This window comes from Mesorhizobium sp. WSM3860 (assembly GCF_002294995.1).
Classification (GTDB): Bacteria; Pseudomonadota; Alphaproteobacteria; order Rhizobiales; family Rhizobiaceae; genus Mesorhizobium.
In genome coordinates this window covers 111,294-136,782 of record NZ_NSGF01000008.1, presented here as the reverse complement: position 1 = coordinate 136,782, position 25,489 = coordinate 111,294, and the positions used below count along the sequence as shown (strand labels likewise).

The 25,489-nt window shown below is 63.9% G+C and carries 26 protein-coding genes and 2 pseudogenes; 10 read left to right on the top strand and 18 right to left on the bottom strand.

The features are described from left to right. Window positions 1-10 precede the first annotated feature (10 nt). The 3 genes from CK220_RS15415 (at window position 11) to CK220_RS15405 (ending at window position 1,751) form a co-directional block, all read left to right on the top strand. On the top strand, window positions 11-757 hold the full coding sequence (locus CK220_RS15415) for an aspartate/glutamate racemase family protein (RefSeq protein ID WP_095812346.1): 747 nt from the start codon (window positions 11-13) through the stop codon (window positions 755-757). Between the two features lie 117 nt (window positions 758-874). Continuing rightward, complete coding sequence (locus CK220_RS15410; protein WP_095812345.1) at window positions 875-1,582, top strand: GntR family transcriptional regulator; 708 nt, start codon at window positions 875-877, stop codon at window positions 1,580-1,582. 7 nt (window positions 1,583-1,589) lie between these two features. After that, window positions 1,590-1,751 carry a hypothetical protein gene (locus CK220_RS15405; protein ID WP_210201430.1) on the top strand — a complete coding sequence of 54 codons (162 nt, stop codon included), beginning with the start codon at window positions 1,590-1,592 and terminating at the stop codon, window positions 1,749-1,751. A gap of 56 nt (window positions 1,752-1,807) precedes the next feature. On the opposite strand, the gene CK220_RS15400 is transcribed toward CK220_RS15405, so the two are convergent. After that, entirely contained in the window at window positions 1,808-2,764 is a 957-nt protein-coding gene (locus tag CK220_RS15400) for a LysR family transcriptional regulator (RefSeq protein ID WP_095812344.1), read from the bottom strand. Window positions 2,765-3,059: 295 nt separating this feature from the next. Here CK220_RS15400 and CK220_RS15390 point away from each other — a divergent pair, with 295 nt between their 5' ends. After that, the gene (locus CK220_RS15390) at window positions 3,060-3,617 is read left to right on the top strand and encodes a hypothetical protein (RefSeq protein ID WP_245429221.1); all 558 of its coding nucleotides are present in this window, start codon (window positions 3,060-3,062) and stop codon (window positions 3,615-3,617) included. On the opposite strand, the gene CK220_RS15385 is transcribed toward CK220_RS15390, so the two are convergent. From CK220_RS15385 to CK220_RS15330, 12 genes are all read right to left on the bottom strand, one after another. Next, window positions 3,583-4,641 (bottom strand): ROK family protein, encoded by a 1,059-nt coding sequence (locus tag CK220_RS15385; RefSeq protein WP_245429220.1) that lies wholly within the window; start codon window positions 4,639-4,641, stop codon window positions 3,583-3,585. The genes CK220_RS15390 and CK220_RS15385 overlap by 35 nt on opposite strands. Then, window positions 4,641-5,363 (bottom strand): ribulose-phosphate 3-epimerase, encoded by a 723-nt coding sequence (locus tag CK220_RS15380; protein WP_095812343.1) that lies wholly within the window; start codon window positions 5,361-5,363, stop codon window positions 4,641-4,643. The genes CK220_RS15385 and CK220_RS15380 overlap by 1 nt, the downstream gene beginning before the upstream one ends. Continuing rightward, window positions 5,360-6,187 carry an alpha/beta hydrolase gene (locus CK220_RS15375; RefSeq protein WP_095812342.1) on the bottom strand — a complete coding sequence of 276 codons (828 nt, stop codon included), beginning with the start codon at window positions 6,185-6,187 and terminating at the stop codon, window positions 5,360-5,362. The genes CK220_RS15380 and CK220_RS15375 overlap by 4 nt, the downstream gene beginning before the upstream one ends. Then, window positions 6,187-7,005 (bottom strand): sugar phosphate isomerase/epimerase family protein, encoded by an 819-nt coding sequence (locus CK220_RS15370; RefSeq protein WP_095812341.1) that lies wholly within the window; start codon window positions 7,003-7,005, stop codon window positions 6,187-6,189. The genes CK220_RS15375 and CK220_RS15370 overlap by 1 nt, the downstream gene beginning before the upstream one ends. Beyond that, the gene (locus CK220_RS15365) at window positions 7,005-8,081 is read right to left on the bottom strand and encodes a Gfo/Idh/MocA family oxidoreductase (protein WP_095812340.1); all 1,077 of its coding nucleotides are present in this window, start codon (window positions 8,079-8,081) and stop codon (window positions 7,005-7,007) included. Before CK220_RS15365 ends, CK220_RS15370 begins: the two co-directional genes overlap by 1 nt. 4 nt (window positions 8,082-8,085) lie before the next feature. Beyond that, a complete protein-coding gene (locus CK220_RS15360) occupies window positions 8,086-8,907 on the bottom strand; it encodes a sugar phosphate isomerase/epimerase (RefSeq protein WP_095812443.1) in 822 nt (273 codons plus the stop codon). Between the two features lie 59 nt (window positions 8,908-8,966). Beyond that, complete coding sequence (locus CK220_RS15355) at window positions 8,967-9,809, bottom strand: carbohydrate ABC transporter permease (RefSeq protein WP_095812339.1); 843 nt, start codon at window positions 9,807-9,809, stop codon at window positions 8,967-8,969. 5 nt (window positions 9,810-9,814) lie between these two features. After that, window positions 9,815-10,711, bottom strand: a complete 897-nt coding sequence (locus CK220_RS15350) for a sugar ABC transporter permease (RefSeq protein WP_095812338.1) — start codon at window positions 10,709-10,711, stop codon at window positions 9,815-9,817. 132 nt (window positions 10,712-10,843) lie between these two features. Next, window positions 10,844-12,091, bottom strand: coding sequence for a sugar ABC transporter substrate-binding protein (locus tag CK220_RS15345; RefSeq protein WP_095812337.1), 1,248 nt, complete (start codon window positions 12,089-12,091; stop codon window positions 10,844-10,846). Between the two features lie 119 nt (window positions 12,092-12,210). Further along, window positions 12,211-13,356, bottom strand: a complete 1,146-nt coding sequence (locus CK220_RS15340; protein WP_095812336.1) for an ABC transporter ATP-binding protein — start codon at window positions 13,354-13,356, stop codon at window positions 12,211-12,213. A gap of 84 nt (window positions 13,357-13,440) precedes the next feature. Then, window positions 13,441-14,391 carry a PfkB family carbohydrate kinase gene (locus CK220_RS15335; protein WP_095812335.1) on the bottom strand — a complete coding sequence of 317 codons (951 nt, stop codon included), beginning with the start codon at window positions 14,389-14,391 and terminating at the stop codon, window positions 13,441-13,443. Window positions 14,392-14,394: 3 nt separating this feature from the next. Continuing rightward, complete coding sequence (locus CK220_RS15330; protein WP_095812334.1) at window positions 14,395-15,195, bottom strand: class I fructose-bisphosphate aldolase; 801 nt, start codon at window positions 15,193-15,195, stop codon at window positions 14,395-14,397. Window positions 15,196-15,399: 204 nt separating this feature from the next. Here CK220_RS15330 and CK220_RS15325 point away from each other — a divergent pair, with 204 nt between their 5' ends. After that, window positions 15,400-16,548 carry a Gfo/Idh/MocA family oxidoreductase gene (locus CK220_RS15325; RefSeq protein WP_095812333.1) on the top strand — a complete coding sequence of 383 codons (1,149 nt, stop codon included), beginning with the start codon at window positions 15,400-15,402 and terminating at the stop codon, window positions 16,546-16,548. 35 nt (window positions 16,549-16,583) lie between these two features. Here the strand turns inward: CK220_RS15325 and CK220_RS15320 are convergent, their stop codons facing one another. After that, window positions 16,584-17,606, bottom strand: a complete 1,023-nt coding sequence (locus CK220_RS15320; RefSeq protein ID WP_095812332.1) for a LacI family DNA-binding transcriptional regulator — start codon at window positions 17,604-17,606, stop codon at window positions 16,584-16,586. 225 nt (window positions 17,607-17,831) lie between these two features. On the opposite strand from CK220_RS15320, the gene CK220_RS15315 reads away from it, so the two are divergent. From CK220_RS15315 to CK220_RS15305, 3 genes are all read left to right on the top strand, one after another. Then, window positions 17,832-18,779 carry a sugar kinase gene (locus CK220_RS15315; RefSeq protein WP_095812442.1) on the top strand — a complete coding sequence of 316 codons (948 nt, stop codon included), beginning with the start codon at window positions 17,832-17,834 and terminating at the stop codon, window positions 18,777-18,779. Then, complete coding sequence (locus CK220_RS15310; RefSeq protein WP_095812331.1) at window positions 18,776-20,062, top strand: D-tagatose-bisphosphate aldolase, class II, non-catalytic subunit; 1,287 nt, start codon at window positions 18,776-18,778, stop codon at window positions 20,060-20,062. Before CK220_RS15315 ends, CK220_RS15310 begins: the two co-directional genes overlap by 4 nt. A 138-nt stretch (window positions 20,063-20,200) precedes the next feature. Further along, the gene (locus CK220_RS15305) at window positions 20,201-20,515 is read left to right on the top strand and encodes an EthD family reductase (RefSeq protein ID WP_095812330.1); all 315 of its coding nucleotides are present in this window, start codon (window positions 20,201-20,203) and stop codon (window positions 20,513-20,515) included. A gap of 51 nt (window positions 20,516-20,566) precedes the next feature. Here CK220_RS15305 and CK220_RS15300 read toward each other — a convergent pair. Both CK220_RS15300 and CK220_RS15295 read right to left on the bottom strand, forming a co-directional pair. Beyond that, a pseudogene (locus CK220_RS15300) lies at window positions 20,567-20,796 on the bottom strand (CocE/NonD family hydrolase); the annotation flags it as partial. A 105-nt stretch (window positions 20,797-20,901) separates the two neighbouring features. Further along, a complete protein-coding gene (locus CK220_RS15295) occupies window positions 20,902-22,464 on the bottom strand; it encodes an ABC transporter substrate-binding protein (RefSeq protein WP_095812329.1) in 1,563 nt (520 codons plus the stop codon). 104 nt (window positions 22,465-22,568) lie between these two features. Here CK220_RS15295 and CK220_RS15290 point away from each other — a divergent pair, with 104 nt between their 5' ends. After that, entirely contained in the window at window positions 22,569-23,384 is an 816-nt protein-coding gene (locus tag CK220_RS15290) for a helix-turn-helix transcriptional regulator (RefSeq protein WP_095812328.1), read from the top strand. Here CK220_RS15290 and CK220_RS15285 read toward each other — a convergent pair. Together CK220_RS15285 and CK220_RS15280 are read right to left on the bottom strand one after the other, a co-directional pair. After that, a pseudogene (locus tag CK220_RS15285) lies at window positions 23,365-23,493 on the bottom strand (LysR family transcriptional regulator); the annotation flags it as partial. The gene CK220_RS15290 and the pseudogene CK220_RS15285 overlap by 20 nt on opposite strands. A 169-nt stretch (window positions 23,494-23,662) precedes the next feature. Beyond that, entirely contained in the window at window positions 23,663-24,202 is a 540-nt protein-coding gene (locus CK220_RS15280; protein ID WP_095812441.1) for an Lrp/AsnC family transcriptional regulator, read from the bottom strand. A gap of 48 nt (window positions 24,203-24,250) precedes the next feature. On the opposite strand from CK220_RS15280, the gene CK220_RS15275 reads away from it, so the two are divergent. Further along, a complete protein-coding gene (locus tag CK220_RS15275; RefSeq protein ID WP_095812327.1) occupies window positions 24,251-25,432 on the top strand; it encodes an MFS transporter in 1,182 nt (393 codons plus the stop codon). Window positions 25,433-25,489 lie beyond the last annotated feature (57 nt).

Here is a 25,489-nt window from a genome sequence, read left to right as displayed (position 1 = left end):
GCTGATTTTAATGCGCATACTCGTCATCAACCCTAACACGACCGCGTCGATGACCGGCAAGATCGGCAAGGCGGCGACAAGCGTCGCGTCCTCAGGAACCGAAATCATCGCTGTCAATCCGGCCGATGGCCCGCCGAGCATCGAGGGTTATTTCGACGAGGTGTTCGCGATTCCGGGCATCATCGCCGAGATGAGCAAGGCGCCGGCGGCGGATGCCTATGTCATCGCCTGCTTCGACGATACCGGGCTCGACGCCGCTCGCTGCGCGACCGAAGCGCCGGTCATCGGCATCGGCGAGGCGGCCTTTCATCTCGCCAGCCTGGTCGCCGGCAAGTTCAGCGTGGTCACCACGCTTGCCCGCTCAGTCCCCGCCATCGAGCACAACCTTGCGAAATACGGTCTTGCCTCGCGCTGCGCCAAAGTGCGCTCGTCCGAGGTCGCCGTGCTGGAGCTCGAACGACCGGGCTCGAATGCAAGACACCGGATATCGGAGGAGATCGCGCGCGCCATCCGCGAGGATCACGCCGAGGCGATCGTGCTGGGCTGCGCCGGCATGGCCGACCTTGCGCACAGCCTGTCGGAGGAGCATGGCGTTCCGGTGCTTGATGGCGTCGTCTGCGCCGTCACCCTGGCCGAGAGCCTGTTCAAGGTCGGCTTGAAGACATCGAAGATCGGCGGCTATGCCGCCCCGCGCGGGAAGCGTTTCGCCGGTATCTTTGCTTCGGCGTCGCCCCGGGGCGCCGGTTCGCCCGGCTAGCGTGGCCCCGGGAGATCGGTCCCGCGGGATTGACCGGGGCGCGAGCGTCACTAGATTGGACCGGCCGCTGGGGATTTGGGGACAGAGCGGGCCGCGTCGGGCCTGCGCATTGAAAGCATGTTGACGGTACTCAGAGAAGACGATCGCGACGACAAGCCGGCAGCGCGCTGGTCGCCGATCTACTATGGGCTGAGAGACGCCATCGTCAGCCATCGTCTCGCCCCGGGCACCAAGCTGCCGGAGGACGAGCTGGCGTCGATCTATTCGGTGAGCCGCACCGTCGTCCGCGCCGCCCTGCAGGCCCTTGCGCATGACCGGCTGGCGCGGCTGGAGCCCAATCGCGGCGCCTTCGTCGCGCAGCCCTCGAAGATCGAGGCGCGCGAAGTGTTCGAGGCGAGGGCGCTGATCGAGCCCAAGGTGGCGGCGCTCGCCGCCAAGGCGGCGGTACCCGCCGACATCGCGCAATTGCGAATGCACCTGGAGAAGGAGCATGAGGCGCTGCATGCCGGTCGCGACAGCGACGCAATCATGCTGTCGGCGCGCTTCCATGTCGGCATCGCCGAGATCGCGGCGCATTCGGTCTTCACCAACTTCGTGCGTGACCTCGTCTCGCATTCCTCGCTGATCATCGCGCTCTATTGGAAGCGCCGCGACGCGACCTGCGAGAAACATGCCCATCACGCGCTGGTCGACGCCATTGAAGCCGGCGACAGCGCCGACGCCGCGGCGCTGATGAACAGCCATCTGGTCGATCTGCTCTCGGGGCTCGATCTTACCGACAAGGTCGAGAAGTCCGACAGCCTCGCTGATCTGCTCCGCGCCTGAAGGAAGCGTGTGCCCCGAGGCGCTGTGGCGGGACAACGACCTTGTCGCCGCTCATAGCGAAGGCGTGAAGCGCCTGAGGCATCCCGAGATCGGGCTGATCGAGCCGGAATTCTCGGTTTTCGCGGTCGACGGCCGTCCGGAGTTGGGACGGTTGTCTATAATCCCGTGAACGGTTCGATGCCAAACGCATCCAGTCGCTGATCGCTGCCCGATCCGCCTGATGCGTTAGGCCTGCGCCTGCCGTTCCCTCGGCCGTTTTCGGGAAGTCTCGGCGCCGCCTCGAAGCCTGATGTGATCGATGAATGCGCGCAGTTTGGGCAGGACCTGATGCTGTTCCGGGTAGTAGAGAAAGACGCCCGGCGATGTGGCGGCGAAGGCCGAAAGCAGCGTCTCGAGGCGCCCGTCCGCGAGCGCCGCGGCGGCAATCGGGCTTGGTACCTGGGCAAGCCCGGCGCCCCGGATCGCGGCGCCAAGAAGCGTGGGATAGTCGTGGGCGATGAACGGCCCGGAAACGATTGCCTCGACCGCCTTGTTGCCTTTGGCGAAGCGCCACGGCGCGACCGAACCGTTCGATCGGCGCAGGCGCAGGCAGGCATGGTGGCGCAGATCCTCGATGCGCTCCGGCGTTGTTCGCTGGCGTAGATAGTCGGGACTGCCGACGACCACCATCGGGAAAGGCGGCGTCAGTCGAACCGCAACCATGTCGGCCGCGATGAGGTCGCCGAGCCGGATGCCGGCGTCGAATCCCTCGGCTGCGAGGTCGGCCAGCTCGCCGCTAGCGACGATCTCCAGCTCGATCGCGGGATAGGTCTGGCAGAAGGACGCGACCATCGGCTCCAGTAGCGTCGGCACGACCGCGGGCGGCACGGAGAGACGCAGGAGTCCGGCCGGCCGCTGGCCGATTTCGCGCGCGACCTCGCTTGCTGCAATCAATTCCTCGAAGGCCGGCCGGGCGCGCGCGAAAAAACGCTCGCCGGCTTCGGTCAGGCCGACGCTGCGTGTCGTGCGCGTGAAGAGCGCGGCGCCAATGCGCGCCTCCAGTGTCCGCACCGCCTGGCTGATCGCCGACGGCGTGACGCCGAGCTCCGCCGCCGCCTTGCGGAAATTGCGATGCCTGGCGACGCTCAGGAACGCCTCGACGCCGTCGAGCGCGCCATGCCGGACTGTGAAGTTCTGCTTCATGACTCATGGAGATTATCGCGGATAGTTCCCGGCAGAAAGCGGTCGTATCTCTGCTCTGGATTGGAAACTCGAAGGGGAGTGGCAATGACGGACGATTTGGATCGCGTGCCGCGAAACCTGGTTCGCGGCGTTGCGGGCGTCCGGACCGCCGCCTTCGCTGAATCTCGGCGTCGTGATGGGGCCGGGTTTCGCGGATTATGCCGCCAATCTTGGACGCAATCTGATGGAAGGCCGGGTGGGTATCCTGAGGGCGATATTCGAAGCCGTTCCAGCCAATCTCTGACGGGAGACAAAAATGTCGCCGGCGACGATCTTCAACATTCATCTCGTCTTGGGCTACGTCCCGTGGCTGCTTTGCTTCGGCGCCTATATCTGGCCGAGGCTCAAGCTCATGGACCGCGTCGAGGCGCAGCGCGCCATCGCGACGCTGCATAGCTTCCGCTTCTTCGGGCTGGTCTTCTTGGTTCCGGGCGTGGTTGGCCCGAACCTCCCGGCGGGCTTCGCGGTCTTTGCCGCCTATGGCGATTTCGCGACCGGGCTGCTGGCCATGCTGGCGCTGCTTGGCGTGAGGCGGCCTTCGATCTTCTGGCCGTCCGTCGCAGCCTTCAATGTGGTGGGAATAGTCGACCTCGTCGGCGACTACTATCACGGCACCGTTCTTCATCTGCCCGAGCAGGCCGGGCAGCTGGGCGCCGCTTACGCGATCCCGATCATCTATGTGCCCCTGCTGATGATTACGCACGTCGCCGCCCTTTATCTTCTGGCGCGTCCTCAGCCCAAGGCCGAGCGGGGCGCAGACAATAAGAAGGCAGGCGGTCTCAGTTCCCTTCGCTCTCCTTCATCCGTTCGATGATCGATCGGGCCGAAGCGCCGGTCTTTTCGCCGAGCTTCGTCTCCTCATTCTGCACCATCGCCAGCGCCGTGCCCGGCTCGCCTTCCCACAGGATAAGGCTTGCCGCGCCGACCAGCCCGGCGCGGTCGCCGAGTTCGGCCGGCACGATCGGCACGTCGCGATAGGCTTGCATGGCGCGCTCCTCCACGGTCGCCCTGATGCCTGGTGCCAGGAGGTCGAACCCGTTGGCGAGGCCGCCCCCCATGACGATCAAATCCGGCGAATAGAGATGCAGGAGATTGGTGAAGCCGATACCGAGCCATTTCGCCTCGGCCGCGACCAGTTCGCGGGCGGTCGCGTCGCCGGCGCGCGCGGCAGCCACGACATGCCGGGCCGAGACGTCACCGTCGTTGGAAAGGTGTCTGAGCACCGAGCCGTCGCCGGGCTTGGTGCGCCGCGTCGCCCGGCGCCCGACCGCGGTGCCGGAAGCAACGGCCTCGAAGCAGCCGACGTTGCCGCAGAAACAGCGGTCGCCTTCGCCGGTGATCGTCATGTGGCCGATCTCGGCCGCGAGCCCGCGCCTTCCATGATAGATATGGCCATCGGCGACCACGCCGCCGCCGATGCCGGTCGAGACGGTGACGAAGACCAGCGAGCCCGCGCCGCGGCCGGCGCCGAAACGCCATTCGCCGAGCGCCGCGGCGTTGGCGTCGTTCTCCAGCCGCACCGGCAGGCCGAACTGGCGGCTGAGGATGTCGATGAGCGGCACGTTGTGCCAGCCGGCAAGCGTCGGCGGCCCGATGACGATGCCTGCCTTGGGGTCGAGCGGCCCCGGCGCGCACATGCCGATGCCGCTGACCTTTGCCTGCGGGTGTTCTTTAAGCAGCCTGCCCGCCAGCGCGATGATCTGGCCGATCACCGCTTCCGATCCGGCGCCGGCAAGCGTCGGCGCCGAGACGCGCTTGACGACCTCGCCGCTGCGCTCGACCAGCGCGCCGCGCAGTTCCGTGCCGCCGAGATCGAAGGCAAGGGCGATCGTGCTCATCAGGCGGCGGCCTTCAGTCCATGCAGCCAGGCCATGCGCTGGGCGAGATCGGGATCGCCGAAAGCGAGCGAGCCCAGCACCACCGTGTCGGCGCCGGCGGCGCGCAGCAGCGGCACCGTCTCATGGCGGATGCCGCCATCGGCGGCGAGCCGGATGTCGGCCTCGCGGCCGGCCTTCCTCATCAGCGCGCGCGCCTCGATCAGCCTTGGGCAGGCCTCGTCGGACAGGCTCTGTCCCTTGACGCCGATCGAGGTGCCGAGCAGCGTCACGAAGGCCACGCGCGGCAGGAACGGCGCGATCGCTTCAACCGCCGTCTCCAGCCGCAGCACCACGCCGGCCTCTGCGCCGAGCTCACGCGCCAGCTTCACGGCGCGCAAGCCTGCCTCGCCGTTCTCGGCATGGACGGTGACGAGGTCGGCGCCGGCCTCGATGAACTGGCGCGTCTGCGCTTCGACGATTTCGGCCTCGACCATCAGATGCACGTGGATCGGCTTCGCCGTCAGCCTGGCGATGCGCGCCACCATGTCGGGGAAGAACAGGAAGCTGGGCGTGAAGCGGGCGTCCGCCACGTCAATATGGTGCAGATCGACATGGGCTTCGATGCGCTTCAGGTCGCGCTCCATATTGGCGAGATCCGCCGACCACAGCGAGAATTCGCCGAGAAGCCGGTTGCGCGGCAGTGCGGCTATTGCCGCGGGTCCGGAGACGGGCTTGGCGGTCATGACGGAATGAGGCTCCGGGCATTCGAGTTGGACTGGAGGAAGGAACTGATCTGCTCGTGCAATTCGCCGAAATGTCTGGCGCTGTTGCGCGCCTTCGGCGTGATCTCGGCGAAAACCGCGCGGGGCATCGCGGCGGCAAGCATGTAGGCGCTCGACAGCGGATGCACCGCGTCCATCGCGTTGCCGACGACCAGCGCAGGAATGTCGAGCGCCGCGACGTCGCGGTCGGAAACGCCTGGACCATCGCTGGCGATGTCGGCGAGCACTTGCGCGAACCCCTTGGCGTTGGGCCGGTCGAAATAGCCGAGCAGTGAGGACAGATTGTCGGGCGCCTCGCGGTAGAGCCGCGTGGCCGTGTCTGATCGTGCAAAGATCGTCCGCCCCTTGTCGGCTCCGTGTTCGAGGATGAGCTCGGCAGCCTCGGTGATCGGCTGCATGTTCGGCGGCGCCGGCGAAAACGTCCATGCCGGCCGCACCAGGACCAGGGCGGCGACGCGCCGCGGATGACGGCAGGCGAGGCGAAGCGCGATCACAGCGCCCATCGAGACGCCGCCGGCAACGAAGCGGTCGAGGCCGGCACGATCGGCGGCGGCAAGCACGTCATCGGTGAACATTTCGAACGAGAACGGCTGCCGCTCGCCAAGCCCTGAGCCGCCATGCCCGCGGCATTCCAGCGTGACGCGCCGGAAGCCTGGGGGGAAAGTCTGCGCGACCTGCGCCTCGCTGCCGCCGAGCCCATGCTGAAAGACGACCGCCAGGCCTTCGCCCGTATCGGTGCCCAGCAGCGTCGCGCCGTCGCGAAGAAGCGCCATCTGGCCCACCATCAGACCAACTCCTTGAGGAAGCGGGCGACACCCGGCGCTTCCTCGGCCGAAAGCCCGTGCGTCACCAACGGCCCGTCGAAGCCTGTGGCCTTCAGGCGAGCGACGAACTCGGCGAAGTCGACAACGCCTTGCCCGGCCGCGGCGAAGCGCCCGTCGGCAAAACGGTCCTTGGCGTGCGCCAGCGTCACATGACCCGCCGTGCGCTCGACCGCCTCGGTGACGATAGCGCGCGCTTCATCGGCATTCGCCCGCTCGAACAGATTGGCGGGATCGAGCACGACCCGCAGCCGGTTCGAGCCCATCTCGGAAATCAGCCGCAGAGCGTCATCGGCGGATGTGACGATGTTGGCCTGCTCCGGCTCGATGCCGAGATCGACGCTGTGGCGCTCGGCGAGCTGAAGCGCCTTCTCCATCTCCCGCGCCATGTCGCCCCAAGCCGAGGGATCGGCATTGTCGGGGTGGTGCGCCCATTGGTCCTCGGCGTTGCGCGTTCCGGTGCACAGCGTCACGAGCGGGATCGAAAGCCCGGCCGCGGTCTCGATGACCACCCCGAGCCGGCGCAGCCCGTCATCGCGCACCCGGCTGTCCGGATGTGCCATGTTGTAGGTGCCCGACAGCGCGACGAGGCCGACGCCGGTAGCCTTGGCGGCGGCATCGATGGCGCGGATCGCCGCGTCTGGAACGTCGTCCGGCATCGACGGCAGGCCGGCGCAGGCAAGGTTGAACTGGGCGACCGCGAAGCCCGCGCCGCGGACGCCGGCGAGCACGCCGGCGGGCTCGCTGCCCGGAAAAGTCCTGGCGAACACCCCGACCTGCATCAGACCGCTCCCGTCACGCCGGCGAGCTCGATGCGCTGGCCGCTTTCGACCGAGCGGGCGATCGCCACCATGGCGCGGATCGAAGCGAGCCCGTCCTCGATAGTGGCGCCGCGCTGCGGCGCGCCATTGAGCACCGTGTCGGCGAGGCCTTCCAATTGGCGGCGGAAGAAGTGGCCGTCGGCGCCGAGCGGCTTGCGCGAGGTCGCGTCCTTCTCGTGGAAGATGTCGACCTCGCTCGCGCGGAAATACCAGGGATTGAAGGTCTTCGCGATCACCGAGCCGTTCTCGCCATAGAGCTGGAAGCCCTCGTGCCAGTCCATGCGGACAGCAACGGTGAGATCGAGATGGCCGAGCGCGCCATTGGCGAACTCCGTCTCGACGAACCAGCAATAGGCGCCGAAGCGCTCGTTGAGGCGCGCACGCACGGCGGTGATGTCGCCGCAGAGGAAACGCGCCGTGTCGACCAGATGCGATCCATGCGCCAGCATGAAATATTGTCTCAGGTCCGCCTTCGGATTGCCGGCCGGCTTTCGCGCCAGCTTGCTGGTGATGGACAACGGCTGCACAGCGTCGGTATTGGTGTATCGATGGGTGGAATCGCAATACCAGGCCTTCAGCGCCAGGATCTCGCCCATCTCGTCGCGCACGAAATCGCGCGCCGCCTCCAGCGCCGGGTCGAAGCGCTTCATATGCCCGACCTGAAGCACCTTGCCGGAGCGCTTGACCGCTTCCGCCAGCCTCTCGCCTTCTTCGACGGAAATGCCGATCGGCTTTTCGCAGAGCACGTGCTTGCCTGCTTCGAGCGCCCTGATCGACATCGGCACGTGGTAGGTGTCGGACGTCGCGACGATCACCGCTTCGAGCTCCGGATCGGCAAGCATCTCGTCATAGTCGCCATACATTTTTTGCGGCTCGTAGGTGGCGCCCATGCGCGCGAGCAGGTCGGGCGCCGCGTCGCAGATGGCGTAGAGGTCGGCGTTGGCTGCCTTCACGCAGGATTCCAGATGCGCGAACTGGGCGATCGGCCCGCAGCCGAGCACACCGACACGAAGACGACGGTCTTGTTTGCGGATCATCGCCTCAGGCCCCGTAGCCGTGCATGGTCTGGCGGTTTGTCTTCACCGCGCCAGCCGGATCGGCGGCAGCGATAGAGGACTCCTCCTCGAGCACCAGCCAGCCGTTGAAGTTGGGTGCGGCGCTCGCGATCTCGATCACCTTAGCCGTGTCGCAGACGCCCTGGCCGAGCATCGCCCAGGTGCCGCTGGCATCGACGTCCTTCAGATGCACATAGCGGATGCGGTCGCGATAGGTGGTGAGCGTATCGGCCATGTCTTGGCGGCCGCGCAGGATGTGGCCGGTGTCCGGCACCCAGCCGATCAGCGATGGGTCGATCAGCGAGAAGATGCGGTCACAATCGGCGCGGTCGAAGAGCAGCGTGTTGTGATGCGAGCTCGGATGAACCGCCACCTGCACGCCGGCCTTGCGACCAATCTCTCCGGCCTTGTTGTAGACCTCGGCGGCAATGGCGAACTTGTCGCCGCGCGGACCATGGGAGACGACGGTTGCCGAGCCCATCGATACCAGCGCGCCGGGGAAGGCGGCCGCGAAGTCGACCCAGCGCCTGGCGGTTTCGAGATCGGCGCCGATCTCATCCTTTTGCGTGAAGCCGCTCTTCGACCCGAAGGCGAAGGAGACCAGCGTCAGGCCGGAAGCCTTCAAAGCGGTCGCGAACTCTGCCGGTCTGCCGGCATAGCGGCCGATCATCGTGTCGGTGATCTCGATGCCGGCGTAGCCGCCATCGGAAATCGCCTTCAACAGATCGTCCGGGCCGCCGGCAAAACGCTCTCCCAGCATTTCCCAGGTGAAAGTCTGGCAGCCGACTTTGAGGTCTTTCACGTTCATCCTTCCAATCCTTGATACCGCCCATTCCTTGATGTCGCCCTGCGTCTTCATGGACATCTCTACTTGACCGAGCCCGCGGTCATGCCGGCAAGGAAGAACCTCTGGGCAAGGAGGTAGATGAGCAGGAGCGGTAGCGAGCCGAGCACGCTCATCGCCATCATCTGGTTCCATTCGAAAGCGTGCTGCCCCATCAACAATTGGATGCCGATCGGGACGGTGCGCATGGACGTTGACTTCGTCAGCGTCAGGGCAAAGAGAAATTCGTTCCAGCATAGCAGGAAGGTGTAGACCGACGTCGCCACGATACCAGGCAGCGAGATCGGGACGATCACCCGCCAAAGCGCTGTCCAACTGGTGCCGCCGTCGACGGCGACAGCTTCGTCGAGATCGCGGGGCAGGGTGTTCAGATATCCCGTCATCAGCAGGATCGCGTAGGGCAGCGTAAACACCAGGTAGGTCAGGATCAGCGCGACGTAGGTGTCGAAGATACGATACGAGACGACAAGCCCGAAGAAGGGGATCAGAAGCGTGATCGGCGGGATCGTCTGCGTGCTGATGATGAGCGTGTTGAGGCTGCCCTTGCCGCGGAAATTGAAGCGGCTGAACCCATAGGCCGCCAGCAAGGCGATCAGCACCGTCAGCACTGTCACCGCTCCCGCCACGAAGTAGCTGTTGAAGAAGAAGCGCAGCTTCACCGGGTCGCCAACGATGGCTGCATACGCTTCAAGCGTGAAGGCCTTCGGCAGGATGGTTGGTGGCAGGGCGAAGATTTCGGTGTTCGATTTGAACGAGCTGCTCAGCATCCAGTAGATCGGGAAGGCCGCGAAAAACAGCCCCGCAAGAAGTGCTACATGGAGCGCGACGGTGATCAGCCTGTCTTTCGGCGTGTGCCTTTTCCTCATGGTGGCTACCGAGCCTTTTGATAACGGATGTAGAACAGCGTAAGGCCGAGAGAGATCAGCAGGATGACCACAGCGCTCGCCGACGCCTGAGAGAGGTTGTAGCTCGAAAACGCCAGCTTGTAGGTGTAGGTGCTCAGCACCTCGGTCGAGTAGATCGGACCGCCGCCCGTTGTTATCCAGATCAACGGGAAGACCTGCATGGTCCAAATGAAGTCGAGCAGCGAGATGCTGATGATGATAGGCATCAGCTGCGGGATGGTGATGAAGATCAGCTTCTGGTAGGCCTTCGCCCCGTCGATATCGGCCGCCTCGTAGAAATCCTTGGGAATGCCCTGCAGGCCTGCGAGCAGGCTGACCATGAAAAGCGGGTACCCCGCCCAGATATTGGCGAAGGTGACGGCGTGCAGCGCGGTCTCGGGCGATGAAAACCACTCCACCTTGGAACCGATGATGCCCATCTGCATGAGAACGCTGTTCACGACCCCGTTCGGCTCGAGCAGGAGGCGCCAGATCACGGCGATAATCACCGCGGTAAACAGCCAGGGCAGTATGTAGAGCACGCGCAGGATATTGCGCAGCGTCGGATTGATGCGGTCGCTGTTCAGCATGAGCGCGAAGACCATGCCGATGGTCATGTGGAAAACGACACTCATGCATGTGAAGTAGAGGGTATGCCACAGCGAAGCCCAGAACACGGGATCGTTGAAGATCGCCTGGTAGTGTTTCAGTCCGGCAAAGGACGGGTCGCGGCGCAGCACCGCGCTGTTCTGGAACGAATAGCCAATCACCGTCACCATGGGCAGCAGCATCAGAAGGCCGATGATGAGCAGCGAGGGCGACAGGTAGAGATAGGGTGCGACCGCTCGTTTCAGCCTATGGTGGGAGCGCTTCTGTCGGATCATGTGCCAACCTTGGATACGCCTTCAGGAGAAGGTAAGCTTCGCAAAACAGCCCGTCTCAAAATGCCGTTCCGTCGTTGATGGGTGGCCTGCCCGAAGTCAGGCCACCCATCAAAGATACATGGGACAGGCCGATCAGAATTTCGCCATCCAGCCCTTTTGGGCGTTGGCTGCGGCCTGTTCCGGAGACTGCTCGCCGGCGAGCATCTTCTGGGCTTGCACGTCGAACTGGGTCATCAGGTCTTCCGCCACCGGCAGACCCGTGAACTCGTTGGCGAGATAACCGGTCTTGAAGATTTCGAAAGCCTTGCCGAAAGCCTTGTCCGAGGTCACGAAATCGGGCTTGGCGTTGACGTTGCCCGGGAAGGCGTTTGCAAGAGACACCAGCTTGGCGTTCACCTTTTCACTCATCAGATATTGGACGAGCTTCCAGGCCTCCTCCTGATGTTTCGAAGCCGCGGAGATGCCGATGCCCCAGGAGGCATAGGGAAGGCCACGCTTGCCGTTGTAGTTCTCCACGACCGGGACCGGGATGAGGTCGAAGTTCAGCTTGGGATTGCGCTTGCGAATGAGGTTCACATGCGCGAGCGAGTCGATCATCATCCCGACGCGGTCGTTGACGAATTCCTCGACCTTTTCCTGTTCGGTCTTGGTGGCGATGCCGGGCGAGATGGTGCCGGCGTCGTTGAGTGATTTGACGAAGCTGAGCATATCCACCACCGGTTTGCCCTCGAGGTCGGGCTTGCCGTTCGCCATCATCGACTGACCCGATGCCCAAACCCACGACATCATGTCGTTCTGGACGCCGGACGGTGTTTGCAGCGACAGGGGCAGCACCCAGCCATACTGGTTCTTGTCGGCCTGGGTCATCTTCTTGGCAGCGTCGAGAAACTCCGTGCGGGTCGACGGCAGCTTGGTCACGCCCGCCTTGGCGGCGAGGTCCATATTCACGAACACCGGATAGACGAACGAAGCCACGGGAAACATCACCGCCTTGCCGTCCACCTTGATGATATCCGCCACCTGGCTTTTGTCGAACTTGCTCGCATCCATCATCGGGTTCATGTCGGCGAGCGCATTCTGCGCATTCAGATTGTTCACCCAGGCGCCGTCGAGACCGACGACGTCGCTAAGGGTTCCGGTTGCAGCGCCAACCGAGATCTGGTCTCGCGTGGTCGCATAGGGGCCGCTGACCAGCGTCACCTTGATCCCGGGATTCGCGGCCTCGAATTCGTCCATGATTTTCCGCAAGGAGCCTGCGGGCAGCTCTGGCTCCCACCACTGGGTGAATTCCAGCGTCGTGTCCGCCATGGCGCCGGTTGCGCCAAGCAACCATGCGGCCGCTGCCATTTTCAGCATCGCGGGTCTTATCCGAAACGTCATTTTCTCCTCCTTCTTAAGATCGACCGCACAATGCGGACGATCGTCTGCTTCATTCAGAAGTCTTCTTACGAATACTTTCGCAGGCGCCTCGCTCTCGCCTGCGGGCGCCGCCGCAAATCTCAGATCGCCAGATGCGTCTCGGGATCGAAGAAATGAAGCTTGGTATCATCCAGGGCCAACCGGATTTCCGAACCGGAGCGGACTGCGCTGTCCGGTTCGAATTTCGCCACTGCATTCGACGCTAGGCCGAAATCCTCCACCGCGTCGGGGTCGCCGGAGTCGACCCGGACCGCGTCGATGTTGAGGTGGACGATATGTTCCGACCCGAGTTCCTCGATCGAGGTCACCTTTGCCGGTATCGTCTGATACTTGCGGCCGGATTCGAGACTGCTGTCATAGAGATGCTCCGGCCGGATCCCGAACACGACCTTGCGCCCCGCATACGATTTCAAACCCGGCCTGCGCACGAAGGCTGCATCCTGCAGCCGGATGGCGAAGGTGCCGGACATGAGTTCGTCGCCCGTCAGCGTCGCCTCGAAAAGGTTCATCGAAGGAGAACCGATGAAGCCGGCAACGAAGGCGTTCACCGGCGCTTCATAGAGCCTCTTGGGTGTGTCGACTTGCTGCAGCACGCCGCCTTTCAACACCGCGACCCTGTCCCCCATCGTCATCGCTTCGGTTTGGTCGTGGGTCACGTATATGGTCGTGACGCCGAGCTGCTTTTGCAGGCTGGTGATTTCGGCGCGCATTTGAACACGCAGTTTCGCGTCCAGATTGGAAAGGGGTTCGTCCATGAGAAAGGCAGCGGGCTCGCGCACCATGGCGCGGCCCATGGCAACCCGTTGACGCTGTCCGCCTGAGAGGTTCGCGGGTTTGCTGTCCAGCAGTGACGTCAGCTGGAGGGTTTTGGCGATCTCATCCACCCGCTTCTTGCGCTCGGCCTTCGGCTTGCCTGCCAGCCGCATCGAAAAAGCGATGTTCTCGAACACCGTCATATGCGGGTAGAGCGCGTAGCTCTGGAAGACCATCGCGATGTCGCGGTCCTTTGGCGGCATGTCGACGACGTCGACGCCGCCGATCCGAAGGCTGCCGCTAGTGACGTCCTCCAAGCCGGCGATCATCCGCAACGCGGTGGATTTGCCGCAGCCGGACGGCCCGACGAGAATCAAGAACTCGCCATCCTCGACCGACAGGTTCAATTGGTCGATTGCGTGAAAGTTGTTCCCGTAGGTCTTGCAGATATTCTCAAGAATGACTTCTGCCATCTTCCTCCCTCCACAAGTCCAAGCCGTTCAATTTATGATTATTCTCGGCCTATGTTCGCCTGCGAAATCTTCCTTAGTTTCAGGCTATGTTCCCGTATCGAGCTGCGCATATTCCAGTTCGACTGCCGACGGGGCGTTCGTCGATGCCAGGAGTTCCGTGACCTGGCCCTCGGTCGGCAGCGCCTCGCGCCCGCCACGCCCCGTTATCGACAGGGCCGCGGCCGCGGCTGCGAATGCGACCCGGCCTGCGGTGTCGGCTCCGCGCGTCAATGCATGGGCATAGGCACCGTGAAAGCAGTCACCGGCGCCGGTCGAGTCGACGATGGCAACCCGGTGCGGAGGCAGGTGCCAGAGCCCTGCCTCGTCGCGTCCGCGATAATAGACGCCCCTGCCGCCATCGGTCAGAACCACGGTGGACCGCGACGGCAACCACAATGCGTCGAGCATCTCGGCGGGCGATCGGCCGCCCGTGGCAGCCCGCGCGAAGCCGAGGGGAAGAATGAGATGGTCGCAGAGCCCGATCAGCCTCTCGGTGGCTGGGCCGCGGCTCCATTCGATATCGCCGAGGATCGCAAGGCCGAGATCGCGAGCCCGAGCCACGACATCCATCGACCGGATCGCGTAACTATCGACGATCAGGACGGTCGCGCGGCTGAGGACCTCGTCCGGAAAGTCTGGCGCGGTGCCCAGCATCGCGTCGTCGTCATACGCGATGAACCGCTCCCCATCCGAGCCGACGGTGATCCGCGAGCGCACCGGGCGTGCGTGCGGGTGGCGCGGCGCGAATGCGGTTTCAACGCCGCTCGCAACGAGATCGCACAGCACGGCGTCGTCCGCGGCACTGCCCAGCCATCCGACGAACCCGGCGGTTCCGCCGAGCCGCGCGACGGCGGCAAGGGCCGTCGCGACATTTCCCCCGAAAGCTCGGGTGCTTTGCAGAACCTTCCCCTTGCCCGCCGACAACGGCTGATCGACATAGACGATGTCGTCGATCGCAATGGCGCCGAAGCCGAGGATTGAAGGGACGGTGGGCATCGTTCAGGCACCCGCCTTCGCCAGCGCGTCCTGCGCCGAAAGGCCCTCATGGATGACGCCCCGAAAGGCAAGCGCTGCCTTCTCAGGATCGCCATGGCCCCAGAGGTTGCGGCCCACCACGGCGCCGCGCGCGCCGGCACGGATGGCGTCCGCCGTCTGCTGAAGGGCGCCGAGCAGCGTATCGGTCTTCGGACCACCCGCGATCACAACCGGCACCGGGCAGGTCCGGACGGTCTCTCGGAACGACTCGAAATCGCCCGTGTAGCCGATCTTGATCACGTCGACGCCGGACTCGTAGCCGATGCGCGCCGCATAGGCGATCTCGTCGGGGGTGAAGACGATTTTTGCGCCGTCGGTGAAATCGCGAGGGTAGATATGCGCCACGACCGGCATGCCGTAGCGAGCCGCCGCATTCACCGAATCGGTCAGCCAGCGTATGTATTTGCCCTCGGTTGCCCCGCGCACCGGAATGGCCACGGCCAACGCGTCGGCGCCCGCGCGCACCGCATCCTCGGGCGTTGCAATCAGCTCACTGATGCGATCGTCCGGGGTGAAGCAGCCCGCCTGGATCACCAGCGAAGCCTTGCCCGCGTATTGCGGCCACAGATGGCGCGCGGTGCCAGGCTGGATGCTAACATAGTCGGGTTTGCCCGCCATGACCCGCGCGAGCGCGCCCGGCAGGTCGGCAAGGCCGCCTTTGCGGACGTCGCCATAGCCGACGAAATGGTCGACCGCGCCGCCAAAAAGGTTCCCAGACGGATGCGAGAAGAGGCGCGCAAGCCGCACCTTGGTTCCTAGGCTCATGAGTGCAAAATTCCCTGATCGTTTGATTCAAAATCCCGGACCCGGTGCTGGCGGCCTCTAATGTCGCGCCGGCATTTTCACATGCTCTATAAAAATTTTACGCGCGTCAAGAATTAAAATGCTGTATAGCGAAGCCGGAAATTCGGCTGCTTGTCGATACAAGGGTACGGCCGCGATGCGGCGGCGCTGGGAGGAAATTCGAAAATGCACGGGAAATCAAAGGCAAAGCTCGGTATCGGCGTCATCGGATGCGGCAATATCTCGATGACCTATCTGCGCAACGCGGCCCTTTTCACGGGCGTGGAATTGCGCGCCTGCGCCGACCTTTCCGCCGAGATGGCGGCCTTGCGCGCCGGGGAATACGGCCTGCGCGCGCTCAGTGTCGACGCGCTGCTGGCCGATCCGGAAATCGACCTCGTCCTCAACCTCACCGTTCCTTCGGCGCATTTCGACATCTCGTTTTCGGCGCTTTCCGCGGGCAAGCACGTCTTCACGGAAAAGCCTCTCGCGACCTCGGCCAGCGACGGCCGCCGGTTGGTCGCCGAGGCGAAGGTGCGCGGCGTTCTGCTCGGCTCGGCCCCCGACACGTTCCTCGGCGCCGCCGGACGCCGCGCGCGTCGCCTGATGGACGAGGGCGCCATCGGCCGTGCCGTGACCGGCACCGCCTTCATGATGGGCCGCGGCATGGAGCACTGGCACCCCAACCCGCAGTTCTACTACCAGCCGGGCGGCGGTCCGGTCTTCGACATGGGTCCCTACTACGTGACGATGCTGGTCAACCTGCTCGGCCCGGTCGTCCGCGTCATGGCGATGGCGACGCGCGGCCAGGACGAGCGCCTGGTCACCGCCGAGGGCCCTTACAAGAACACCAGCTTCAGGGTCGGCACGCCGACCAACATCCTGTCGCTGCTCGAATTCCGCTCCGGCGCCACCGTCACCTTCGGCGCGTCCTGGGACGTCTTCAAGCATTCCAATCATCCGATCGAGCTGCATGGCACGGAGGGCTCGCTCAGGCTGCCCGATCCCGACACCTTTGGCGGCACGGTTTCATTGTCGGCGCACGGCGACGACTGGAAGCATTTCGAAAGCGAAGGCGAGTTCTACGGCGCGCGCAACTGGCCCTATACCGCGCCGGACCGCGCCAACTATCGCATGCTCGGTGTCGCCGACCTGGCGCGGGCGCTGTCGGAGGGGCGGAGACCCCGAGCGTCCGGCGAACTGGCGCTGCATGTGCTCGAGATCATGGAAGCGATCCTCGCCTCCGGCGAGAGCCGGAACTCCGTCGCCGTCGCCGGCTCGGTCGACCAGCCGCCGCTGCTCGGGGAAGACGAGGCGGCGAGCCTGCTTGGCTAAGGCGCCGTGATCGCCGAACGGGAGTCAGGTACTCCTTAGGCCGATTGGCGCATCACCAGCGTCGCGTCCAGATTGACCTTCGGCGCGACGGCCGTGCCGTCCTCGTCGAGCAGGGTGAGCAGCGTCTCGACGCTGCGTCCGGCCATCGCCGCGAAATCCTGCGCCATGGTGGTGAGCGCCGGGCAGGTGTAGCGGCTGAGCGGATGGTCGTCATGGGCGGCCACCCGCAGGTCGCAATCTGCCTTGCGGCCCACCTTCAGCCCTTTCGAGAAGGCGGCCGCCATCACGCCGAAGGCGAGACGGTCGTTAGCGCACAATATGGTCTTGCCCGGCAGGCCGCTTTTGCCGAGCAGCTTTTCCGTCTGCTCGTAGCCGATCCGTTCGAACTCCCACGTGTAGTCGTCGGTATTGCCGAAGACGAGCGGCTCCTGTCCGAGCCGCTTCATGGCATCGACATAACTGTCCACCCGCTCGCGCGAATTGTGGTTGACGTGCGGAATGTCGAAATAGACCGGGGCGTCGCCAGAGCGGCAGAGATAGTCGACGATGGTCGACATGCTCTGCACATTGTTGTTGCCGACGAAAGGCGTGCTGCCTTCGAGATAGGTGTCGAAATAGACAATCGGGATCGCCTGCGTCAGCTTCTCGATCGCCCGCTGGTCCGAGCGCCGGCCGAGCGGTGCTATCAGCGCGCCGGAGACCTTCAGCGAAAGGATCGTCCGCGTCGCCTCGGCTTCCAGTCCGCTCGATCCATGCGAGGAAATGACGATCGGCCAATAGCCTTCGTCGCGGAGCCTGAGTTCGATGCGGCTGACCATCTCGGAATAGAACGGGTCGGTCACCGTCGGCACGACGATGCCGATGCTGCGGGTGCGCTTGCGGTTGAGGTTTCGCGCGAACAGGTTGGGCTGATAGTCAGACGAGCGCAGCGCATCCTCGATGCGCTTTCGCGTCGCCGGTTTGACGTTGGTCGGATCGTCGAAAAACTTCGACAAAGTCGGCCTGGAGACGCCGCAGGATCGGGCGAACTCCTCCATCGTCTTGTGAGTCATCGGCATCCAAACCCTCGCGGCATGGAACCTCGCTCCCTTTGCGCTGCTCCGGGGCTCCATACGGCGCATCGGCGCGCGCCTGCAAGTTGAAATTTTACAGGAAGCTCCGCAAGTTTCAACGCGTCCGATGAAATTATTCCATGCGTAAATTTATTAATTGACGTGAAAAAGAGCGGGCCGTATTCAATTTTCAAGCCCTACGCCATGCATGGCGAACGCCGGGAGGACGTGATGAAGAAGCTGGTCTCAGCCGGCGAGATCCTCGTCGAGGTCATGGCGGAACGCATCGGCCAGAGCTTTCTCGAGCCCGGCCCGCTGGTCGGCCCCTTTCCGTCCGGCGCCCCGGCGATCTTCATCGGCCAGGCGGCGGCGCTCGGCCAGCCTGCGGGTCTTATCGGCGCTGTCGGTAAGGACGATTTCGGCCAGTTGAACATCGACCGGCTTAGCGCGCTCGGCGCCGACGTTTCGGCAATCGCCGTCCATGAAGGCCATGCCACCGGCACCGCCTTCGTCACCTATCGGGCCGATGGATCCAGGCATTTCGTCTTCAACATCCGCAACAGTGCCGCCGGCCTTTTGGAAATGGACGATGCGGCGAGGCGGCTCTTGGCCGGAGCCGACCACGTCCATGTCATGGGCTCTTCGCTGTTTTCCGATCGCGCCATCGAAGTCGCACTCGCCGCGATCGCGGCCGTGAAGGCCAAGGGCGGCACCGTGTCCTTCGATCCGAATATCCGTCGCGAGATCATGCAGGCTTCCGGCATGCGTCAGGCGCTCGATCATGTGCTCGCGCAGACAGATGTCTTCCTGCCGAGCGGCAACGAGCTGTTCCTTCTCTCGTCCGCTAGCGACGAACGGGAGGCGGTCGGCGAATTGCTGGGGCGAGGCATCTCTTGCATCGTGCTGAAGAAGGGCGCTGAAGGCGCCGCCTATCACGGCCGCGAGGGCACGTTCGCCATGCCCGGCTTTGCCGTCGAGGAGATCGATCCGACCGGCGCGGGCGATTGCTTCGGCGCCGCCTTCGTTTCCTTCTGGCTGCGCGGTGCCGCGCCCGCCGATGCACTGCGCATCGCCAATGCCTGCGGCGCGCTTGCGGTCACCCGCAAGGGACCGATGGAAGGCATTCACCGGCTCGCCGACGTCGAGGCCTTCATCGCCAAAGCGACGGCACGCACATGACCGGCGCCACGACAAGATTTGCTGGCATCGCCACGCGACGCACGGCAGCCGCGAAGGGCGGTATCGCCTCGATCTGTTCGGCGCACCCGCTGGTGATCGAAGCGACGCTCCGCCACGGCGCGAGGAATGGCGCCGATGTGCTGATCGAGGCGACCTGCAATCAGGTCAATCACGAGGGTGGCTATACCGGCATGATCCCAGCCGCTTTTCGTGCCTTCGTCGAGACGCATGCAGGCAGGACTGGCTTCCCGCTCGACCGGCTGATGCTTGGCGGCGATCATCTCGGCCCGAATCCGTGGAAGCATCTGCCCGCGGCGGAAGCGATGAACAAGGCGGCGGCGATGATCGACGCCTATGCCTCCGCCGGCTTCACCAAGCTGCATCTCGACACCAGCATGGCCTGCGCCGACGATTCCGCGGCACTCGCCGACGAGACGATCGCCGCGCGCGCGGCCGAGCTTGCGGCGGTTGCCGAGGCGGCAGTCGCCCGCTCGGGCGGTGAAAAACCCGTCTACATCATCGGCACCGAAGTGCCGGTTCCGGGCGGTGCGCTGGAAGCGCTCGATCATATGCGTGTGACGGAGCCGGCCGATGCGCTCCGCACGGTCGAGCTCCATCGCCAGGCCTTCTCCCGTCTTGGCCTCGATGCCGCTTTTGCGCGTGCCGTTGGTGTCGTCGTTCAGCCCGGCGTCGAATTCGGCAATGCCGACATCATCGCCTATGCGCCTTGGAAGGCGACGAAGCTGGTCGCGGCTCTGGAAAGCATGCCGCAATTCGTCTTCGAGGCGCATTCGACCGACTATCAGCCGGCGGAAGCTTTGGCCGCGCTGGTACGCGACGGTTTCGCCATCCTCAAGGTCGGCCCGTGGCTCACTTTCGCGCTGCGCGAGGCGCTCTATGGCCTCAGCCACATTGCCGACGAACTCGCGCCCGATCCCTCGCGCGAAGGCCTGCCGGCCGCGATGGAGCGCGCCATGCTGGCCTCGCCCGGCAATTGGCAGAAATATTATCCGGGAACGCCTGGCGAGCAGCGCCTGCAGCGGCATTTCTCCCTCAGCGACCGTATCCGCTACTACTGGCCATCGCCCGACGCGCAGCATGCGACCGAAACGCTGCTGGCGGCGCTCGGCGATCGCGAAATTCCACGCCCCCTGATCAGCCAGTATCTCGGCCATCTCGATGCCGAGGTCGGCGCCGGCCGGATCGAGCCGACCGCGCATGAGCTTCTGATTGCCAGCGTCACGCGCATCCTCGATATCTATCGCAGCGCCACCAACCCGTAAGACGGGTCGATCGGACTGGCTGCCTTGCTCGCTGCAGCGCTCGGTAAGCACACGCCTTCAAGAAAAATCTTTTACGCCGCGTTCCGTTTCCATCCTTCGAGTCGTCTTTGGTGTGTCCGAAACAGAAGGAGCACCACAATGGCCCGGATGGTCGTTATCTACCCGACACCGAAGGACGCCGAGGCATTTGACCGACACTACTTCGAAATCCATGTGCCTCTCTCCAAGAAGATTCCCGGTCTCAGGAAATATGAGGTCAGCGACGGCCCCATCGCAACGCCTGTAGGAACTTCCAATATCCATCGGATCGGAACGCTATATTTCGACGACCTCGCGGCGATCGAAAAGGCGTTTGCAAGCCCTGAAGGAAAAGCGGCTGGCGCGGATCGCCGAATTTACGCGCCTGATGACTCGGGCGTTCAAATGTTCCTTTTCGACAACAGGGAAGTTTGAACCCACCCTGTCGATCTCGGCGGGGCGCGGATGGGCGCGCTTACGCTGCTCAGTCGTCTTCGGCGACGCGATCATCGTCGCCGCCCATGACAATTGTGCCGGCAGCTGCGCACTATTCTTGTAGTGGATGTCGCCATCGTAGCGGTCGACGGTGGGCGATTGGGAAATCACAGTCTTGAGCGCTCGTGGTTTGAGAGCCGGATCTGAAGCGCGTTGAACCCGCCCCAGGAGCCCGTCATGGCGACATTACCGTTCGACCAGCCTTGGGCAGCGATCCGTTCGTTTTCAACGACACGGAAATTCTTCCCATGCGATCAATTACAAAAGCTCCACCCGGTGGCAAGCACACCATCCCGCCGCCCGACAGGTCCGATCATTTTCCCGGTTCAAGCCTCCAGCCAGACCCGGCTGGCGATGCGGCCATTGGAAAAGTCATTGCCAATATCCGGAACAAAACCCTTAAGATGGCTCGTACAAGCGTTGATGTAGTCGTTGAATACCGGCAGTATCAGGCCACCCTCATCTCGCACCATTAGCGCCAGGTCACGGTAAAGTACGCGCCGCTTGGTCTCATCCAGTTCACCGCGCGCCTGTGCCACCATCTTGTCGAAGTCGGGCCGCTTGAAGCGGGTGTCGTTCCACTCCGCGTTGGAAACGTAGGAAGTGGAATAGCGCGCGTCCTGCGTCGGACGCCCGCCCCAAAAGGAGGTGCAGAACGGCTTGACGTTCCAGACTTCCGACCAGTAGCCGTCACTCGGCTCGCGCTGCACATTGATCTTGATGCCGGCCTTTTCCGCGCTCAGTTGGAAAAGCTGAGCCGCATCGACCGCGCCGGGGAACGCCGCCTCTGAGGTGCGCAGCAGGATCGGGTCCTGATGGCCCGACTTCTTGAAATGGAACGCAGCCTTCTCGGGATCGTATTTGCGCTGCTCTATGTCGGCAGGCGCGAGAGCATAGTTGGCGTTGATCGGGTAATCGTTGCCGATGGTGCCGAACCCGCCCAGAACCCGCTTGAGGATACCCTCGCGGTCCACCGCATATTTGAGCGCCAGACGAAGATCGTTGTTGTCGAACGGCGCGGTGTCGCAATGCATCAGGAAGGAGTAGAATCCTTTGCCAGAGGCGCGCAGGATGTTGACACCCGGAACCCGCTCCAGAAACGGCACGATCTTCGGCTCGACAGTGCTGATGAAGTCGACCTGACCGGACCGCAGGGCGTTGGTCCGGGCAGTCAGGTCATTCGTTACGGTAATGAGGACGCTGTCAACGTAGCCCCGGTCCTGATGCCAGTCGTGAGTGTTCTTTTCGAAGGCGGCGCGAATGCCCGGCTCGAACGCAACCAGTTTGTAGGGGCCAGTGCCAATTGCGGCGGCCGGTTTTTCCATCCCGCCGCCTGGCTGGATCTGAAGATGATAGTCCGTAAATATCAGCGGTAGGTCGGCATTGGCCTCCTTAAGAGCCACCACCATGTCGCCCGAGCGTTCCTCGATGCGGTCTATCCCGGACAGCAGGCCAAACGCGCCCGATTGCGATTTCTTCCCGGCGTGGCGACGCAACGTCTCGACAGCATCGGTAACGGTAAACTCCTTGCCGTCGTGAAAACGAACGTCCTTGCGCATCTTGAACGTCCACTCCTTGGCGTCGGCCGACGGGGACCATGATTGAGCCAGCGAGGGAACCGCTGCGCCCGTCTCGGGATCGGATTCGACCAGCGTATCGCCCCAGCAATGCGCGATCACAAAACTGACGCTGCCGGACGCCAAAGCCGGGTCAAGCGTATCGGCTGAGCCGCCGCCATCGAGTCCCAGCCGCAACTGTCCGCCGCGCACCGGCGTTGCCGCCACGGCCGGCGGCGCCAGAGAGCCGGCGGCTGCGACAAGGCCCAGAGCGGCCCCCGCTTGAAGGAGATCACGGCGTGAGAGACTCGATAACCTGCTGGAAGCGCTCATTGGGTTCCCCTTGGGGTGAAGCCTTTCGGCCCGATACTAGGCTTAGCCCGGGGCAGCGCAATTTCGTCGCTTGAAGCGTTTTTAAGCGAGTTTATACTGTCTCCATGAGCAAGCCATGCGCCAATTTCAGCAACAACCTGAACCTTGCCTGCAGCACCCACAGATCGGTGTCCGATTTGTGTCGCACCATCGGCATCAACCGGCAACAGTTCAACCGCTACCTCAATGCAGGAACCCTTCCTTCCGCTCATAATCTTCTGACGATCGCGGCAGCTTTCGGCCTCGAACCAGCGGATTTCGACCTTTCCCCGGGCGTCTTTCGCGGCAAATTGGACGAGCGGCGCCGACAAACCGCCCTGCAATGGCCGTTGGCCGACGCCTTTCCAGGTGACCTGCATGCACTCGGACCATATCTCGGATTCTACCAGGCATGGCACACGTCGTTGTCCTGGCCTGGCCGGATCGTCTGCGCCTGCTCTCACCTGCGCGAGAGCGGCGGACAAATTCTGGTTTCCACGCTTGAGCGCATCGAAGATGCCGAAAACGGCATCGTGCAGCGTTCACGCTATACGGGGCTCGCGGCGTATCGCCACCAGCGCATCTTTTTGACGGAACTGACGCGCGGTGAGGCACCAACCTTTGGACAGACGATCCTCATGCCATTCGAAACGTATCAGCGGCGCTACCTGCGGGGCGTCACCATGGGTATATCGTGGCGCAACAACAACCTGCCCTACGCCACCCGCACCGTCTGGCACTTTCTGGGGAAACGTGTCGACAAGAGAAGTCTCATATCGCGTTGCGGCATCTATGCGCTCAATTCCGCAGCGCTACCCTCCGCCGTGCTGTCTTTCCTGACCGAGGCCCAGCCGGTCACTGCCGCGCCTGTGCAGGCATTAAGTCGCCGAGCGCCTCCCTGAGCCGCGACAGGGTGCGGCTCATCGCCGAGGTGCTGATCGCTGCCAAAGTCACGCTGCGTTCCTGGAGCAGGACATCGGGGGCGATGAGCAGATTCAGATCGATGTCCAAGCATAGCGCTTAACGCAAGGTCAATTGAGTTCGTTGCGTCTGGCGCAATTTCAGGCGGCGCCACATCAGGACGGAGCAACAAAGGAAAGCTGCCATATCTCAGACGATATTTGAACCCTATGGCCTTCTATCTGCTAGAGCGTTCCAGGCGCCATCAGTTGGCGGCGCCCTAATACATGGGGGTCGCCATATGCTTCGGCGTCGGCCACTCGCTCGTTATCTCGGGCTGCACCGGCCGTTCGAGATAGGTCGACAGCACCACATAGCTGCGCGTCGAGACCACGCCCGGCGTCTCGTAGATACGCGACAGCAGGCCTTCGAGCGCCCTTGTGTCCTCGGTGCGTACCTTGAGCAGCATGCAGGTGTCGCCGGCGACCGAATGGATCTCTTCCACCTCCGGGCATTCCGAGATCGCCATCAATTCCGGCGTCTTGCCCCAGCCCCTTGTGTCGATATGCACGAAGGCGAGCAGCGGCTTCTTCATGGCCTTCGGATCGATGATCGCCGAGGTGGCGCGAATGGCGCCGCTGCGCCTGAGCCGCTTCACCCGCTCATGCGCCGCCGGCGGCGACAGGCCGACGCGATCGCCGAGCTCGGCATAACTGATGGTCGCATCGTCCACCAGAACGCCTAATATCTTTCGGTCGATCGGGTCGACCTCACGGGTTGGCTGCTTGTTCCGCTGAACGTCATCTGTTTCTGCGTCCATATGGAAATTCTCCATTGATGCTGAATTCAATTCGGCCATTATGGAGATATGTCGAACAGTGATCAATCAGCAATTCTGACCGCGGTGGCCCGTGCACCGATCCCGGCGGCAGCCTACCTGCTCACCGGCTGCATTGCCGTCATCGGCTCCAACTCGCTGGTTCTCGGGCCGATTGCACCCGCCGTCGCGGCATCGTTCGGGGCCAGCGTGCCGGCCGTGATGACGGCCGCCGCGGCCTTCGGCCTCGGCACCTCGGCGAGCGCGCTTTTCCTTGCCCGTTATATCGACCGGATCGGCGCCCGCCGCATGCTCCAAGGCGCATTGCTGTTGCTTGCGCTGGCGCTGGTGGGCAGCGCGCTCGCGCCGACGGTGGCGGCGCTGGTCGCGGCCCAGCTCGTCGCCGGCATCGCTGCTGGCGTCGCCATGCCGGCGATCTACGTCAGCTCCGCGGCGATCGCGCCGGCTGGCCGCGAAAGCGGAACGATCGGCGTCGTGCTGACCGGCTGGACGCTCTCCATGGTCGCCGGTGTGTCGCTATCGGCGGTGCTTGCCGATCTCATCCATTGGCGGGCGGTCTTCGCCGCTGTCGCGCTTCTCGCCGGAACCGCCGTCGCCGGCCTGTCGGTCAGCTCGCTGCGCGACACCAGGAAAAGCGGTCCGGCGCCGTCGCCGCTCGGCGCGCTGACTGTGCCCGGAATCCTGCCGCTGCTGATCGCCTGCGGCGCCTTCATGACCGCCTTCTATGGTGTTTACGGCTATCTCGGCGATCATCTCCATGCAGGTCTCGGCGAGCCGGTCAGCGCCAACGGGCTGGCGGCGATCGCTTACGGGCTCGGCTTCGGCGCGGCGGCGCTGCTCGACGGCGTCATCGATCGTCTCGGCGCCCGTCGCGTCATGCCCTTTGCCTATCTGCTGGTTGCCGTCGTCTACGTCGCGATGGCCTCGGCCAGCGGCAGCTTCGGCCTGCTGATGGCGACGATCGCCGTCTGGGGCCTTGCCAACCATTTCGGGCTGAACGTTCTGGTGATGCGGCTCACCGCGCTCGACCCCGCGCGGCGCGGCACCATCATGGGCCTGAACAGCGCAGTCACCTATCTCGCCGTAACCGTCGGCACCGCCGGTTTCGGTCCGCTCTACACGGACCTCGGCTTCGCCAATTGCGCCCTGATCGCCGCCATGCTGATGCTGGTGGCGGCATCGGCCGCGGCATGGCGATCTGCCCGGCAATAAGCTTGCGTCCCGCTTCGCTCCCCGGCTAAGGCTGGCTTCCGAACCGTACCGGAGCCA

Bases quoted from the DNA above. Each gene is read 5' to 3' on its own strand.
- CK220_RS15330 (WP_095812334.1), bottom strand. From the start codon at position 15,195: ATGAGCCTAGGAACCAAGGTGCGGCTTGCGCGCCTCTTCTCGCATCCG.
- CK220_RS15410 (WP_095812345.1), top strand. From the start codon at position 875: ATGTTGACGGTACTCAGAGAAGACGATCGCGACGACAAGCCGGCAGCG.
- CK220_RS15315 (WP_095812442.1), top strand. From the start codon at position 17,832: ATGAAGAAGCTGGTCTCAGCCGGCGAGATCCTCGTCGAGGTCATGGCG.
- CK220_RS15275 (WP_095812327.1), top strand. From the start codon at position 24,251: ATGTCGAACAGTGATCAATCAGCAATTCTGACCGCGGTGGCCCGTGCA.
- CK220_RS15280 (WP_095812441.1), bottom strand. From the start codon at position 24,202: ATGGACGCAGAAACAGATGACGTTCAGCGGAACAAGCAGCCAACCCGT.
- CK220_RS15345 (WP_095812337.1), bottom strand. From the start codon at position 12,091: ATGACGTTTCGGATAAGACCCGCGATGCTGAAAATGGCAGCGGCCGCA.
- CK220_RS15355 (WP_095812339.1), bottom strand. From the start codon at position 9,809: ATGAGGAAAAGGCACACGCCGAAAGACAGGCTGATCACCGTCGCGCTC.
- CK220_RS15370 (WP_095812341.1), bottom strand. From the start codon at position 7,005: ATGCAGGTCGGGGTGTTCGCCAGGACTTTTCCGGGCAGCGAGCCCGCC.
- CK220_RS15380 (WP_095812343.1), bottom strand. From the start codon at position 5,363: ATGACCGCCAAGCCCGTCTCCGGACCCGCGGCAATAGCCGCACTGCCG.
- CK220_RS15290 (WP_095812328.1), top strand. From the start codon at position 22,569: ATGAGCAAGCCATGCGCCAATTTCAGCAACAACCTGAACCTTGCCTGC.
- CK220_RS15295 (WP_095812329.1), bottom strand. From the start codon at position 22,464: ATGAGCGCTTCCAGCAGGTTATCGAGTCTCTCACGCCGTGATCTCCTT.
- CK220_RS15335 (WP_095812335.1), bottom strand. From the start codon at position 14,391: ATGCCCACCGTCCCTTCAATCCTCGGCTTCGGCGCCATTGCGATCGAC.
- CK220_RS15310 (WP_095812331.1), top strand. From the start codon at position 18,776: ATGACCGGCGCCACGACAAGATTTGCTGGCATCGCCACGCGACGCACG.
- CK220_RS15400 (WP_095812344.1), bottom strand. From the start codon at position 2,764: ATGAAGCAGAACTTCACAGTCCGGCATGGCGCGCTCGACGGCGTCGAG.
- CK220_RS15320 (WP_095812332.1), bottom strand. From the start codon at position 17,606: ATGCCGATGACTCACAAGACGATGGAGGAGTTCGCCCGATCCTGCGGC.
- CK220_RS15415 (WP_095812346.1), top strand. From the start codon at position 11: ATGCGCATACTCGTCATCAACCCTAACACGACCGCGTCGATGACCGGC.
- CK220_RS15360 (WP_095812443.1), bottom strand. From the start codon at position 8,907: ATGAACGTGAAAGACCTCAAAGTCGGCTGCCAGACTTTCACCTGGGAA.
- CK220_RS15305 (WP_095812330.1), top strand. From the start codon at position 20,201: ATGGCCCGGATGGTCGTTATCTACCCGACACCGAAGGACGCCGAGGCA.
- CK220_RS15325 (WP_095812333.1), top strand. From the start codon at position 15,400: ATGCACGGGAAATCAAAGGCAAAGCTCGGTATCGGCGTCATCGGATGC.
- CK220_RS15390 (WP_245429221.1), top strand. From the start codon at position 3,060: ATGTCGCCGGCGACGATCTTCAACATTCATCTCGTCTTGGGCTACGTC.
- CK220_RS15365 (WP_095812340.1), bottom strand. From the start codon at position 8,081: ATGATCCGCAAACAAGACCGTCGTCTTCGTGTCGGTGTGCTCGGCTGC.
- CK220_RS15340 (WP_095812336.1), bottom strand. From the start codon at position 13,356: ATGGCAGAAGTCATTCTTGAGAATATCTGCAAGACCTACGGGAACAAC.
- CK220_RS15385 (WP_245429220.1), bottom strand. From the start codon at position 4,641: ATGAGCACGATCGCCCTTGCCTTCGATCTCGGCGGCACGGAACTGCGC.
- CK220_RS15350 (WP_095812338.1), bottom strand. From the start codon at position 10,711: ATGATCCGACAGAAGCGCTCCCACCATAGGCTGAAACGAGCGGTCGCA.
- CK220_RS15375 (WP_095812342.1), bottom strand. From the start codon at position 6,187: ATGGTGGGCCAGATGGCGCTTCTTCGCGACGGCGCGACGCTGCTGGGC.